A 12,258-nucleotide genomic window follows, 5' to 3' on the forward strand; every position below is an offset into this window, starting at 1 on the left:
CCAGTCGAGTGCTGCTTAGATAGGGATGGCGGGGAAAAAGAAGCATCGAGCCCCGGAGAAGGGCGTTTAGCTGCCGCAGCGAGCGGTCTGCGTTGCCTTTGCCGGGTCTGCTGCTGAGGCATCCCTCGCTGCCTCCATGAGCCGGTCAATGGCCGGAGCCAAGCAACTTTTTACAAGGAGGGTTTTGTGAGTAAGGGTTTGCCCAGCCAAGAAAATCAAAACGCTGGCCTGTCAACCCAGTTGCGGGAGGGCACCAAGCAGTCCCACACCATGGCCGAGAATATGACCTTTATCAAATGTTTCCTCAAGGGAGTGGTTGATAGGCGTACCTACAGCCGCTACGTGGGCAATTTCTACTTTGTCTACAGTGCGCTGGAAGAGGGGTTTGCGCGGTTGCGAGAGCACCCGATAGTGGGTCAGCTCTACTACCCCGAATTGTGGCGCAAGGCCAGCCTAGAGAAAGATTTGAACTATTTCATCGGTCCCCATTGGCCCTCTGTGGTCAAGCCCTCTCCCGCTTGCCAAGTCTATGTCAACCGCATTCAAGAAGTGGTGGAAAAAGATCCGGTTCTGCTGATTGCCCACGCCTACACCCGCTACATTGGCGACCTGTCGGGCGGCCAGATCCTGAAAAACATTGCCCGCCGGGCCCTGCGCCTGCCACCGGGGGAAGGCACCGCCTTCTATGACTTTGAACAGATCCCGCACGAGGGCAAGTTTAAGCAGCGCTACCGCGCTCAACTGGATGCGCTGGGGCTGGACCAGGCTACTATCGAGCGCATTGTGGCAGAAGCCAACTACGCCTTCAAGCTCAACATGGACTTGTTTAGAGAGCTGGAGGGCAACTGGCTGCTGTCCATGGCACGCCTAGCCTGGAACTCGCTCCTGGGTCAGTTTCAGCGCAAGCCTGCCCCCTCAGAGGCGGCTGCCCCCAGCTCGTAAGCTAGGGCTATTTCCAAAGTTTCGCCCCTCTCTCCCAGGGAGGGGGGCTGGGGGTGAGGGCTAGTTGCACCCCAGGGTGTCGCGGGTGGCCCGGCCGGTAACCGGGTTAACGCCGCTAGCCCGCTCGCAGAGGATGGCGAGGGCATCCTTGCGGATTAGAGCATTGGTAAAATCTGCTCCCTCGATCTCGACCCCTTCCACCCGCACCAGCCACATCATGCTGTCTTGCAGTTGGGCTTCCCGCAGATCAGCACCCTGCAAATTGGCCATGTCCAGGGTGGCGCCGCGCAGATCCGCCCCGCGTAGGTTAGCTTTGCTGAGGTTGGCCCCGAAAAAATTGGCTCCTGCCGCCTTCACGTGGCTGAGATTGCTCTGTCGCAGGTTGGCTTTGAGAAATTTCCAGCCGCTCAGGTCTTGTCCGGCAAAGTCTGCCCCCTGCAGCTCCCGCTTGCTGTAGTCTTCCGCCCAGGCCGGGGATCCCAGCAGGAATAACCCCAAGGCCAGCAGAGGGAGAACCGCCAGCACGGCCCGTAAACAGCGGGCCCACCTAGGCCCTCTTTTCTCCGTCGAAGCTGGACCTGTAGCGGACACTGCAGTGGACATGGTGGATCTCTCCCTTCTAGGGCCTTATATCCTATCCTACTGGCTGCGGATCTGGGCTAACTTGGGCTCCTATAGGTCGGCCTCAACTGTCCATGTCCACAACCGAGGTGTTCAATGCCCAGGAGATGGCTAGGCAAATGGCGGCTTTGGCGGCCGCTATTGGCAGGGATCACCCCCACCTGGACAGGCTGGTGTTGATCGGCATCCGCACCCGCGGGGTGCCTTTGGCCTACCGGCTCCGGGATGGCATAGCCGAGCTGTTTGGGATACCGCCCCAGGTAGGGGAGTTGGACATCACCTTCTTCCGCGACGACCTGGGCTCTGGCCGGCTGCGCACTCCTGATCGCAGTGAAATGCCCCGGGATCTCACTGGCCAAGAGGTGGTGCTGGTGGACGACGTTATCTTTCACGGCCGCACTGTTCGGGCGGCTTTGGAGGCCCTGAACCACTTTGGGCGCCCAGAACGGGTGCGCTTGGCCGTGCTGATTGACCGCGGCCATCGGCACTTCCCCATTCAGCCGGATTACTGCGGCCATAGGCTGACCACAACCCCCGAGCAAATGGTCAAGGTGCACCTGCGCGAAACCGACGGCGAGGAGCGGGTGCTGCTGATCAACCCTGATCCTGAGTGAGCTCTCCAGAGTGCGCTAGGGTGGGGATATCGGCTCAAGGTTTTGCGATGTCCCAGTTGCCGGAAAGCCGCCGCTATGCGGTTTTGGGCAGTGGCGCCGTGGGAGGATTCTACGGGGCCAAGCTACAGCAGGCCGGCTTTGAGGTGCATTTCCTGCTCCATAGCGACTACGAGCAGGTGCGCCAAAACGGCTTGTGGGTGGAATCCTGCTGGGGAGACTTTCACCTGCCCCAGGTCAATGCCTACGCCTCCGTGGAGGCAATGCCCCCTTGTGAGGGAGTAATCGTGGCCCTGAAAGCCACCCAAAATCACCTTCTGCCCCGGCTGCTGCCGCCTGTGCTGGCTGAAAAGGGCGTGGTGATCCTGCTGCAAAACGGCTTGGGCGCAGAGCCGGAGATTGCCAACTGCGTCGGCCCTGAGCGCGTCGTGGGTGGCCTCTGTTTCATCAGCTCCAATAAAGTTGGCCCTGGCCACATCCGCCACCTCGACTATGGCTCGGTACTGCTGGCCGAATATGGCCCTGGCTATGCCCCCCAGGGGATCACGCCCCGTCTGCAACAGCTCCAGGCCGATTTTCAAAGGTCTGGGATCCCTACCTCCCTCTCGCCGGATCTGATGGAAGCCCGCTGGCAGAAGTTGGTCTGGAACATTCCCTTCAATGGCCTCTCGGTTGTTTTCAATGCCGACACCCAGCAGATGATCCGGGATCCGGAAGCCCGCGCCCTGGCAGAAGCCCTGATGCAAGAGGTGGTGGAGGGAGCTGCGGCCTGTGGTCGCCGGCTTCCCCCTTCCCTAATTCCCGAGATGCTGGCTAACACCGAGAAGATGGTCCCCTACCGCACCAGCATGAAGATCGACTACGAGCGCAAGCGTCCCCTGGAGCTGGAGGCTATTTTTGCCAACCCTCTCCGCTATGCCCAGCAGGCTGGAGTCCAAATGCCGCGGGTGGAGATGCTCTACCGGCAGTTGCAGGTGTTGGATCGTCTCAATCGAGGGATCCCTGCCTTTTCCCCCACTTGCGGCTAGACTCAGCCCCAGGGGAGGGCTGAGCTCTTTATGCCCTGGGGATCCACCCACGATCGCCTCATCCTCTGGACAGCTCCCGGCATTACCTTGGCAGCGGCTTTGCTGGGCAACAGTGCCGCTGTGGCTTTGGCGGTGGGGTCGGCCTATCTCTTCAGCGGCCTGATGTTTTCCGGGGATCTGGACACTGACTCTCGCCAGTATCGCCGCTGGCTGTTCCTGCGCTGGATTTGGCTTCCCTACCGCCGCTGGCTGCGGCACCGCTCCTTCTGGTCCCACGGGCCGCTGGTGGGCACTGCTCTGCGGCTGCTCTACCTGGGCTTGTGGGTGACAGGGGTAGGCCTGACCGCCGCCTGGCTGGGATCCCACCTGGGCTGGTGGCCGTGGCAGCCGGGGATCTGGCGGGACAACCTCTGGCAGTGGCTGCAAGCCCACGCCGAGACCCTGGGGTGGGTGGGCCTAGGGCTGGAGCTGGGATCTGTCAACCACAGCCTTAGCGATTGCCTGGTCTCCTGCTGGCGCCGTTGGCGCAAAAGATGGCAGGGGGAGGCCAAAAAAGGAGAGCCAGTTTCCCTCAGATCCCGCAAAAAAGCTGCTAGGAGGGGATCTCGGCAGCCGTTGAGGAGCTCATCTCCGCTAAGCTGATCGGGGCAGAAGCCTTTTGGATGGCCCTTGGTGCAGCCGCTGCGTAGCTATCGCCGTCTCTTTCCCTTCATTCGGCCCCATCTGTGGATGTTGCTGCTGGGGCTAGTCTGTACCCTTGGCTTTGTCCTCACCATGCCTGCCCTTGCCTACTTGATCGAGTGGGTGGCTCGCTCCATTGGCGCTGGGGATCTCAGGCAACTGCGGACGTTGGCCTTGATTGGGGTGGTGTTCTTCTTAGTGCGTGGCGCCTTCCAGTACGGCCAGGACACCCTCATGGCCAGGGCCTCCCTGCAGATGGTGTTGGAGCTGCGGCAGCGAGTCTACGCCCACTTGCAGGGATTGGACGTGGACTATTTTTCCGGGAGCCGCACGGGTGACCTTGTCTATCGCCTCACCAGCGACCTGGATCGGGTGGGGGAGGTGGTACAGCGGTTTTTCCACCGCTTTATCCCCAGCGTGCTCACCATCCTAGCCGTGGTGGCCTACTTGTTCTACCTCAACGGCATCCTCACCCTAACCACCCTGGTGATTGCTCCCCTGATGGGCGCCCTGATCAGCTGGTTTGGAGAGCGGCTGCTGCAGCGCTCCCGCCGCAACCAGGAGAGCATGGCCGACCTGTCTTCTCTGTTAACGGAAGTCTTTGCCGCCGTCAGCCTCACCCGCGCCTTTGCTGCCGAGGACTACGAGATCCGCCGCTTCAGCGCCCTGGCCGAAAGCAACCGCCTGGCTCGCTTTCAAACCGAACAGGTCAAAGCCATCCAAGACCCGGTGGTGGGCTTTCTCTACGCCATGAGCGTCCTGGGGGTATTCTGGGTAGGGGGCTGGCAGATTAGCGAGGGCAACCTGACCGGCAGCCAGTTCCTCGGCTTCATTGCGGGGGTGGCTCTGCTCATCGATCCCATCGTCCACATCACCAATAACTACAGCGACCTAAAGCAAGGGGAGGCTTCCGTGGAGCGGATCTTTGAGCTCCTAGATACCCGACCCCGCGTGCGCGAGCTGCCTGGCGCCCGCCCCCTGCCGCCGATTCAGGGCTGGGTGGAGTTCGATCGGGTCTCCTTTGCCTACAAGCCGGGCCAGCCGGTGCTTAAAGACATCAGCTTTCAGGTAGCTCCCGGCGAGATTGTTGCTCTAGTGGGATCCTCCGGGGCCGGCAAGTCGACTTTGGTGAATTTGATCCCTCGCTTCTACGATCCGCAGCAGGGGTGTATTCGCATCGACGGCATCGATATCCGCACCGTCACCCTCAAAAGTTTGCGTCGCCAAATTGGCATCGTCCCCCAGGAGATTACCCTCTTTTCCGGCACCATTGCCAGCAACATCGCCTATGGCCAGGAGCCCTTTGACCTGGAGGCAGTGCGCCAGGCGGCCCGGGTGGCCAATATTGATAGCTTCATTGAGAGCCTGCCTGAGGGCTACGCCACCCGAATCGGCGAGCGTGGGATCACCCTCTCCGGCGGTCAGCGGCAGCGGCTAGCTATTGCCCGCGCCGTGCTGCTCAACCCCAAGATTCTCATCCTGGACGAGGCGACCTCCGCTTTGGATAACGAGTCAGAGGCCTTGGTGCAGGAGGCCCTGCAGCGGCTCATGCAGCGCTGTACCGTTTTTGTTATTGCCCACCGCCTCTCCACGGTGCGCAGCGCCCATCGCGTTTTTGTCCTCGAAGAGGGGCAACTTCTAGAGCAGGGCAACCCCCGCGAGCTCCTGGTTAAAGGAGGACGCTACGCCCAGCTCCACTGGCGCCAGTTTCAGTAGCTCCTAGAGCCCCCACCGCTGGCGGAAAGGGCAATAGAACTCTGGGTCTTGGGGTGCACCCCCCGCAACTCCACAGATGGCTGCGGCAAACTCCACTGCCCGCTGCAGCAGTACTGCTTCTGGCCACCTTCGCAGCAGGCCTAGGATGGCCACAGCGCTAAACCCATCCCCTGCCCCTACTGTATCCACCAGCCGTAGCGCTGGCACCGCCTCCGCCCGATACACCCTCTCAGCCGTAAACAAGAACGCCCCTGCCGCCCCCAAAGTTAGGAACAAGCCCTTGAGGCCCAACTGCGCCCGCAAGAGCTGCCCCTGCTCCACCACCTCCCCGCCAGGGATCCCTTCCAGCTGAACCACTTGCTCTAGCTCCGCCTGGTTGAGCTTCAGCCAAGTGCAGGTGCGCAGCATCTCCCGAATGGGGCCTGGGTGCCACCAGGGATCCCGCAAGTTGAGGTCCAAAAACACCGGACAGCCTAAAGCCAGGATGGCCTCCTGGAAATGGCGGTGGGCTGACTCTTGCCGTGCGGCCAGACTACCCCGGTAGAGGAGGCTGGGCTGGAAGGCCCTAAGGACAGCCGGATCCAGCTCGATGAAGTCATAGGCCTGCTCCGGCAGGATGGCAAAGGTTGGGATTCCCTCTCTGTCGAGGGTGACCTGGACTTGACCGGTGGGGTGAGCTGGATCCCACTGCAGCCCCTCTAGACGTAGCCCCTGCCGCCGCAGCGCCCTCAACACCTGTTCTGCTGCCTCATCCTGGCCAATGCGGCTAATCAAGAGGGGATCCAACCCCAGTCCCTTGAGGTTCCAGGCCACATTCAAAGCGGCTCCCCCCAGCACCACCCTGTCAGGGAAGCAATCCAGAAGAACCTCTCCCAAGATCAGCGGCGGGCCAAGCGGCGCTTCGAGAAGAGCCATCCTGGTTTCTAGAACGCGGGAACGCCGTGCCGCTCCAGGATTTGCTGATAGGTGTTACTGCGGAACCAGCGCTCGATCTCTCGGGCTCGCAGCACCGGCAACGGATGGGTACGGCCAAGGGTTTGGAGTTGCTTGAGCTCCAGTTGCCAGAGATCGCTATCCAGCTCCTCGTAGGTGCGGGCTTGTTCCAGAAAGGCATCCACGTTGAGCTTGGCGGCCAACTGCGGCGAGCCGCCGCACAGCTTCATCAGCACTGAGATTACGGTTCTGGCGTCCTGGGTAACCAGCAGCGCTGCCCGGTCGCAAGTAAACTCAGCACAGCGCAGCCAGTGCAGCAGTTGATCCTGGAGGGCCCGGTAGAACAGGCCGCCAAAGGGAAGCAAGCTGGTGGAGAGCATGAGAAGGTTGGCCATCGTCAGATAGACGCCGTGGTTGCATTTGAGATGACCCAGTTCATGGGCAATGACAGCTTGCAGTTCCTTTGGCTCCAGCAAATCCAGCAGGGAGCTGTGCAAGACAATGAAAGGCTTTTTCCCCTGCATGGCAAAAGTGTAGGCGTTGGGCACAGGGTTTTGCCGCACATAGAGCTGGGGCACCTCCAGATCCAAAATGCGGCAGGCTTGAACCAAAAGCTGGTAAACTTCCGGCAACTGCTGCTCGTTGATTTGGATGCTGGAGGCAATGTTATCCAAGTAGAACATCTCACCCGCCGTGGAGCCAAGCAAGTTTTGAATCAGCAGGCCTAGGCCCGGCAGTTGCTGCAGAGAGCGGGTGGCTTGCAGATCCACTGGATGGCGAAACTCGTCGGCCCGCAGGCCCAAGAGGATGCGAGGCTCGCTGGAAGCAGTTGGCATAGAGGGCGTGGAAGACATACGAGGCTGCAGGAAAACGGTAAGCTTGAGAGGCAAAAAGCAGTAGCGACGCTCCTCCCATTCTGCCTCAACCAAGGGTAGGGGGTAAGGCGGAGCAAGCTATCATGGCTGAGGACAAAGGTGGGAGAAAACCGCGTGGAGGCAAAATCGATCTTGGTGGCGGTTGCCCTGATCCTCTCTTTGGCAAGCTTCTACTTTGGCACCCGCAACGGCTTCTACGACACTGACAAGTATCATGGCAACGGCTCTGCTCACTAGGCGCAAGCACACCGCCCCTCAAGAGGCTGGCAGGGCCGGGGAGGCCTGCGTGCAGCGGTACCTGGAAGAGCAAGGCTGGCAGATCCTGGCCCGGCGGTGGCGCTGCCAGTGGGGGGAGGTAGATCTGGTGGCCTACAAGGCAGGGCTGCTGGTTTTTGTGGAAGTTAAAACCCGCCGCGGCCAGGGCTGGGATCAGGGCGGACTTTTGGCAGTTGGGACCCGGAAACAGCAGCGCTTGATCCAAGCTGCCCAAGCCTTCCTGAGCCAGCATCCCCAGGTAGCGGAAGCAGCCTGCCGCTTCGATGTGGCCCTCGTGGAATATCGGCCTGGTGGTGGCTACGCTTTGGCCGACTATCGGCAGGGAGCTTTTGAGGTGGAGCGGTAGCGCCGCTCATCCAGCCAAGTTTGTAAAATTACGGCCGCCGACTGCTGATCGATTAAACCCTTCTGGGCTTTGGCGGGTATCCCTGCCTGGCGCAGATCCCACTCCGCCTGCACGGTGCTTAGGTACTCGTTAACCGTCTCTATGGGTAAATCCACAGCCGCCTGGAGAGCCCGCACAAAGCGCTGCACCTTGCGGGCTTGGGATCCCACCGAGCCATCGGCCAAAAGAGGGATCCCAACCACCACCACAGTGGCCTGGCGGCGGCGAATCCACGCCTGCACTTGGGCGATATCTTCTGCAAGGGAACGGCGCTGGATCACCCCCAGGCCAGTGGCCAACAGCCCCAGCCCATCGGAGCCGGCGACACCAATGCGGCGATCGCCCACATCCAGCCCCAGCGCCGAAAAGGGCTCCCTTGTGGGAGAATAGTTCAGGCTTGTCGACATGCGGGTCTCCATCTTGGCGACATTGGAACGGCCTCTCCCTGTCTGGAGTCCTCGTTGGGAGTCTTCTCATGAGCAGTGCTACTCTGTCTCTACCTAAGCATGAAGTCAAGGATCTGAGCCTTGCTCCCTTGGGCAAGCAGCGGATTCAGTGGGCGGCGCGGGAGATGCCGGTGCTGGCCCAGATTCGGGAGCGCTTTGCCCAAGAAAAGCCCTTGGCTGGCCTGCGTCTAGTAGCCTGCTGTCATGTCACCACCGAAACTGCCAATCTGGCCTTGACTCTGCAGGCGGGTGGAGCCGAGAGCGTCCTCATTGCCAGCAACCCTCTTTCCACCCAAGACGATGTGGCCGCTAGCCTGGTGGCCGACTACGGCATTTCAGTCTTCGCCATCAAGGGGGAGGATGTGGAAACCTACCGCCGCCATGTCCAGATTGCCCTGGATCACCGCCCCAACCTCATCATCGACGACGGCGGCGATGTAACGGCGGAGCTGGTGCAGCGTCGGCAGGAGCAGCTCTCCGAGCTCATCGGCACCACGGAGGAGACCACCACCGGTTTGGTGCGCCTGCGGGCCATGCTGAAGGCGGGGGTGCTCAGCTTCCCGGTGATGACCGTTAACGACGCTGCAACCAAACACCTGTTTGACAACCGCTACGGCACTGGCCAATCCACCCTAGACGGGGTTCTGCGCTGTACCAACCTTCTCCTGGCCGGGAAGACGGTGGTCGTGGCCGGCTATGGCTGGTGCGGCAGGGGAGTGGCGATGCGAGCCCGAGGCATGGGATCCCAGGTCATCGTGACCGAGGTCAACCCGGTGCGGGCCCTGGAAGCGGTCATGGACGGCTTTCGCGTTCTGCCCATGGCCGAGGCTGCCCCCCTGGGGGATCTGTTCATCACAGTCACGGGCAACAAGCATGTCCTCCGCGGCGAGCACTTCGACGCCATGAAGGATGGGGCAATGGTCTGCAACGCCGGCCACTTCGATATCGAGATTGACCTAGGGGCCCTGCAGGAGCGAGCCGTTTCCCGGCAGACAGTACGCCCCTTCGTGGAAGAGTACCGTCTTCAATCGGGCAAATCGGTATTCGTGCTGGGAGAGGGCCGGCTCATCAACCTAGCTGCTGCCGAAGGCCACCCGGCTAGCGTTATGGACATGAGCTTTGCTAACCAAGCGCTGGCCTGCGAGTACCTGGTGAAAAACCGGGGTCGGCTGGCTCCAGGGCTGCACCCCATCCCCCCTGAGGTGGACGAGGCCATTGCCCGCCTTAAGCTCAAGGCCATGGGGGTCCAGATCGACAGCCTCACCCCGGAGCAGATTGAGTATGGCAACACCTGGACTGTAGGAACCTAAAGGACACGCTGCTGCTAGTGGACTCTTGCCCAGCTTCCCAACTTGAAATGCAGGGGTGCTTCTGATAAGCTCTGGGCGGGGTTCTCCCTAGCTGCACGTTGGAAGGAGAGGGGGATGGCAGCGCGGGTAGGCATCAATGGTTTTGGCCGCATTGGACGCTTGGTGCTGCGGGCAGCTTGGGGTTGGCCGGAGCTGGAGTTTGCCCACATCAACGAGATCAAGGGCGGGCCTGCTGCCGCAGCTCACTTGCTTAAGTTCGACTCGGTGCAGGGCCGCTGGAACCTCGACATCGAGGGATCCGACCAGAAGTTGCGCATCCAGGACAAAATCCTGACCTTTAGCGAGTGCAAATCTCCTGGCGAAGTGCCCTGGGCTGAGTTGGGGATCGACCTGGTGCTGGAGTGTTCAGGGAAGTTTGTGAAAGCCGCAGAGCTGGAGGCCTACTTCAAGGCCGGGGTGCGCAAGGTCATTGTGGCTGCCCCTGTCCAGGACAAAGAGGCCCTCAACATTGTCATGGGCGTCAACGACCACCTCTACGACCCGTCCCGCCACCACCTGCTCACCGCCGCCTCCTGCACCACCAACTGCTTGGCCCCCTTGGTGAAAGTCATCCACGAGGGGATCGGCATCCTGCACGGGGTGATCACCACCGTCCACGCTGTTACCAACACTCAAACGCTGGTGGATGCTCCCCACAAGGATCTGCGGCGAGCCCGCTCGGCTTTGCTCTCCTTGGTGCCCACCACCACCGGTTCTGCCACAGCCATTGGCCTTATCTACCCCGAGTTAAATGGCAAGCTCAACGGCATTGCGGTGCGCGTGCCCCTGCTGAATGCCTCTTTGACCGACGCCGTGTTTGAGGTGAGGCGGCCTACCACCGTGGAAGAGGTTAATCGTCTTTTAAAAACGGCAGCCGAGGGCGAACTCAAGGGCATCCTAGGCTATGAGGAGTTGCCCTTGGTTTCCGTGGATTTCAAGGGAGATCCCCGCTCCAGCATTGTGGATGCCCTCTCAACCCTGGTGGTGGACGGCACCCAGGTAAAGGTTCTGGCCTGGTACGACAACGAATGGGGCTACGCCAACCGCATGGCGGAATTGGCCCGCAAGGTGGCCCTTAGTCTGTAAGTCCTTTGGAGACCTGCCCATGACTGCTGCCTCAAGCGCCCAAGCTGCTGCTGTGCGCAACTACGCTCTGGTAACCGCTGCCTACTGGGGTTTTACCATCACCGACGGCGCCATCCGCATGTTGGTGCTGCTCCACTTCCACAAGTTGGGCTTCACCCCGATTCAGATTGCCATGCTGTTCCTCTTCTACGAGATCTTCGGGGTGATCACCAACTTCCTGGGCGGCTGGATTGGATCCCTCTTTGGCCTGCGGCTGACCCTCTACGGCGGCATTGCCATTCAGATCTTTGGCCTGGTGATGCTGGGGGTGATCAACCTGCAGTGGCCGGTCTGGGGCCAGGTGGCCTATGTGATGACGGCCCAAGCCCTAGCCGGGATCGCCAAAGATCTCACCAAGATGAGCTCCAAGAGCGCCGTCCGCCTGGTGGTGCCCAGGGAGGCTGAATCCCGCCTCTTCCGCTGGGTGGCCATGCTGACGGGATCCAAAAACGCCCTCAAGGGGGTGGGGTTCTTTGTGGGAGCGGCCCTGCTGCAGATCTTCACCGAGATCTACGGCGATCCCATGGGCTTCCGCATGGCCAACTTCGTGCAGGCGGGGGCGCTGGCGTTGATCTTCTGTTCGGGGGCGCTGCTGCCAGCAGACATGGGCAAGGTTAAGGCGAAGATCCCCTTCAAACGCCTGTTTTCCAAAAGCCGCGAGATCAACCTTCTCTCAGCAGCCCGCTTTTTCCTGTTCGGGTCGCGGGATGTGTGGTTTGTGGTGGCCCTGCCCGTGTTTCTCTACGACAGCCTGGGCTGGACCTTCATGCAGGTGGGCAGCTACATGGCCATCTGGGTCATCGGCTATGGGATCATCCAGTTTCTGGCGCCGCAGCTGTTGGGAGGGGGTCGCCCGGGCCGCGCGCCCAAGGCCCGCACTCTCCAAATCTGGACGTTTACCTTGACCGCAGTGCCGGCCATCATTGCCACCGCCTTCATGGCCGACCTTCCGCCGGAGTGGGTGGTCACTGGCGGCCTCATCCTCTTTGGGATTGTTTTTGCCTTTAACTCGGCGGTGCACTCTTATCTAGTGCTGGCCTACACCGAAGACGACGAGGTGGCCCTCAATGTGGGCTTCTACTACATGGCCAATTCTGGCGGGCGGCTGCTGGGAACGGTAACTTCGGGGCTTGTCTTCCAGTTCTACGGTTTGGAGGGCTGCCTCTGGTTTTCCACCCTGTTGATTTTGATGGCGGGGCTGTTTTCGCTGAAATTGCCGGATCCCACCAAAACCCCTGTGGAGTGGGTGGTCAAGCCTGGCGACTGAGTG

General features: G+C 60.9%; 14 protein-coding genes. 10 read left to right on the plus strand and 4 right to left on the minus strand.

What is annotated here, in order from left to right:
* Positions 1 to 228: 228 nt before the first annotated feature.
* Positions 229 to 942 carry a heme oxygenase (biliverdin-producing) gene (locus NW812_RS08795; protein WP_414396110.1) on the plus strand — a complete coding sequence of 238 codons (714 nt, stop codon included), beginning with the start codon at positions 229 to 231 and terminating at the stop codon, positions 940 to 942.
* 60 nt (positions 943 to 1,002) lie between these two features.
* Here the strand turns inward: NW812_RS08795 and NW812_RS08800 are convergent, their stop codons facing one another.
* Positions 1,003 to 1,467, minus strand: coding sequence for a pentapeptide repeat-containing protein (locus NW812_RS08800; RefSeq protein ID WP_414395962.1), 465 nt, complete (start codon positions 1,465 to 1,467; stop codon positions 1,003 to 1,005).
* A gap of 170 nt (positions 1,468 to 1,637) precedes the next feature.
* On the opposite strand from NW812_RS08800, the gene pyrR reads away from it, so the two are divergent.
* Genes pyrR through NW812_RS08820 form a run of 4 tightly spaced genes read left to right on the plus strand, consistent with a single transcriptional unit; the run spans position 1,638 to position 5,599 of the window.
* Positions 1,638 to 2,177 carry a bifunctional pyr operon transcriptional regulator/uracil phosphoribosyltransferase PyrR gene (gene pyrR, locus NW812_RS08805; RefSeq protein WP_414395964.1) on the plus strand — a complete coding sequence of 180 codons (540 nt, stop codon included), beginning with the start codon at positions 1,638 to 1,640 and terminating at the stop codon, positions 2,175 to 2,177.
* Between the two features lie 47 nt (positions 2,178 to 2,224).
* The gene (locus NW812_RS08810) at positions 2,225 to 3,202 is read left to right on the plus strand and encodes a putative 2-dehydropantoate 2-reductase (RefSeq protein WP_414395966.1); all 978 of its coding nucleotides are present in this window, start codon (positions 2,225 to 2,227) and stop codon (positions 3,200 to 3,202) included.
* Between the two features lie 30 nt (positions 3,203 to 3,232).
* Positions 3,233 to 3,844 carry a metal-binding protein gene (locus tag NW812_RS08815; RefSeq protein WP_414395967.1) on the plus strand — a complete coding sequence of 204 codons (612 nt, stop codon included), beginning with the start codon at positions 3,233 to 3,235 and terminating at the stop codon, positions 3,842 to 3,844.
* A gap of 30 nt (positions 3,845 to 3,874) precedes the next feature.
* Entirely contained in the window at positions 3,875 to 5,599 is a 1,725-nt protein-coding gene (locus NW812_RS08820) for an ABC transporter ATP-binding protein (protein WP_414396112.1), read from the plus strand.
* Between the two features lie 3 nt (positions 5,600 to 5,602).
* On the opposite strand, the gene NW812_RS08825 is transcribed toward NW812_RS08820, so the two are convergent.
* Positions 5,603 to 6,514, minus strand: a complete 912-nt coding sequence (locus NW812_RS08825) for a PfkB family carbohydrate kinase (RefSeq protein WP_414395969.1) — start codon at positions 6,512 to 6,514, stop codon at positions 5,603 to 5,605.
* Positions 6,515 to 6,522: 8 nt separating this feature from the next.
* Complete coding sequence (locus NW812_RS08830; protein WP_414395971.1) at positions 6,523 to 7,368, minus strand: M48 family metallopeptidase; 846 nt, start codon at positions 7,366 to 7,368, stop codon at positions 6,523 to 6,525.
* A gap of 153 nt (positions 7,369 to 7,521) precedes the next feature.
* Here NW812_RS08830 and NW812_RS08835 point away from each other — a divergent pair, with 153 nt between their 5' ends.
* Both NW812_RS08835 and NW812_RS08840 read left to right on the plus strand, forming a co-directional pair.
* Positions 7,522 to 7,644: a hypothetical protein gene (locus NW812_RS08835; protein WP_414396121.1), complete on the plus strand. Its 123-nt coding sequence runs from the start codon at positions 7,522 to 7,524 to the stop codon at positions 7,642 to 7,644.
* Positions 7,622 to 8,029 carry a YraN family protein gene (locus NW812_RS08840; RefSeq protein ID WP_414395973.1) on the plus strand — a complete coding sequence of 136 codons (408 nt, stop codon included), beginning with the start codon at positions 7,622 to 7,624 and terminating at the stop codon, positions 8,027 to 8,029. The genes NW812_RS08835 and NW812_RS08840 overlap by 23 nt, the downstream gene beginning before the upstream one ends.
* Here the strand turns inward: NW812_RS08840 and ruvX are convergent.
* Positions 7,996 to 8,475 carry a Holliday junction resolvase RuvX gene (ruvX, locus tag NW812_RS08845; protein WP_414395974.1) on the minus strand — a complete coding sequence of 160 codons (480 nt, stop codon included), beginning with the start codon at positions 8,473 to 8,475 and terminating at the stop codon, positions 7,996 to 7,998. The genes NW812_RS08840 and ruvX overlap by 34 nt on opposite strands.
* A 68-nt stretch (positions 8,476 to 8,543) precedes the next feature.
* On the opposite strand from ruvX, the gene ahcY reads away from it, so the two are divergent.
* From ahcY to arsJ, 3 genes are all read left to right on the plus strand, one after another.
* On the plus strand, positions 8,544 to 9,824 hold the full coding sequence (gene ahcY, locus NW812_RS08850; RefSeq protein ID WP_414395976.1) for an adenosylhomocysteinase: 1,281 nt from the start codon (positions 8,544 to 8,546) through the stop codon (positions 9,822 to 9,824).
* Positions 9,825 to 9,938: 114 nt separating this feature from the next.
* Positions 9,939 to 10,949 (plus strand): ArsJ-associated glyceraldehyde-3-phosphate dehydrogenase, encoded by a 1,011-nt coding sequence (locus tag NW812_RS08855; RefSeq protein ID WP_414395978.1) that lies wholly within the window; start codon positions 9,939 to 9,941, stop codon positions 10,947 to 10,949.
* Between the two features lie 19 nt (positions 10,950 to 10,968).
* Positions 10,969 to 12,255: an organoarsenical effux MFS transporter ArsJ gene (arsJ, locus tag NW812_RS08860; protein ID WP_414395979.1), complete on the plus strand. Its 1,287-nt coding sequence runs from the start codon at positions 10,969 to 10,971 to the stop codon at positions 12,253 to 12,255.
* Positions 12,256 to 12,258: the final 3 nt, after the last annotated feature.

The organism is Synechococcus sp. O70.2 (assembly GCF_047462135.1).
Taxonomy (GTDB): domain Bacteria; phylum Cyanobacteriota; class Cyanobacteriia; order Thermostichales; family Thermostichaceae; genus Thermostichus.

Bases quoted from the DNA above. Each gene is read 5' to 3' on its own strand.
- pyrR (WP_414395964.1), top strand. From the start codon at position 1,638: ATGTCCACAACCGAGGTGTTCAATGCCCAGGAGATGGCTAGGCAAATG.
- NW812_RS08810 (WP_414395966.1), top strand. From the start codon at position 2,225: ATGTCCCAGTTGCCGGAAAGCCGCCGCTATGCGGTTTTGGGCAGTGGC.
- NW812_RS08815 (WP_414395967.1), top strand. From the start codon at position 3,233: ATGCCCTGGGGATCCACCCACGATCGCCTCATCCTCTGGACAGCTCCC.
- NW812_RS08825 (WP_414395969.1), bottom strand. From the start codon at position 6,514: ATGGCTCTTCTCGAAGCGCCGCTTGGCCCGCCGCTGATCTTGGGAGAG.
- NW812_RS08830 (WP_414395971.1), bottom strand. From the start codon at position 7,368: ATGCCAACTGCTTCCAGCGAGCCTCGCATCCTCTTGGGCCTGCGGGCC.
- NW812_RS08840 (WP_414395973.1), top strand. From the start codon at position 7,622: ATGGCAACGGCTCTGCTCACTAGGCGCAAGCACACCGCCCCTCAAGAG.
- ruvX (WP_414395974.1), bottom strand. From the start codon at position 8,475: ATGTCGACAAGCCTGAACTATTCTCCCACAAGGGAGCCCTTTTCGGCG.
- ahcY (WP_414395976.1), top strand. From the start codon at position 8,544: ATGAGCAGTGCTACTCTGTCTCTACCTAAGCATGAAGTCAAGGATCTG.
- NW812_RS08855 (WP_414395978.1), top strand. From the start codon at position 9,939: ATGGCAGCGCGGGTAGGCATCAATGGTTTTGGCCGCATTGGACGCTTG.
- arsJ (WP_414395979.1), top strand. From the start codon at position 10,969: ATGACTGCTGCCTCAAGCGCCCAAGCTGCTGCTGTGCGCAACTACGCT.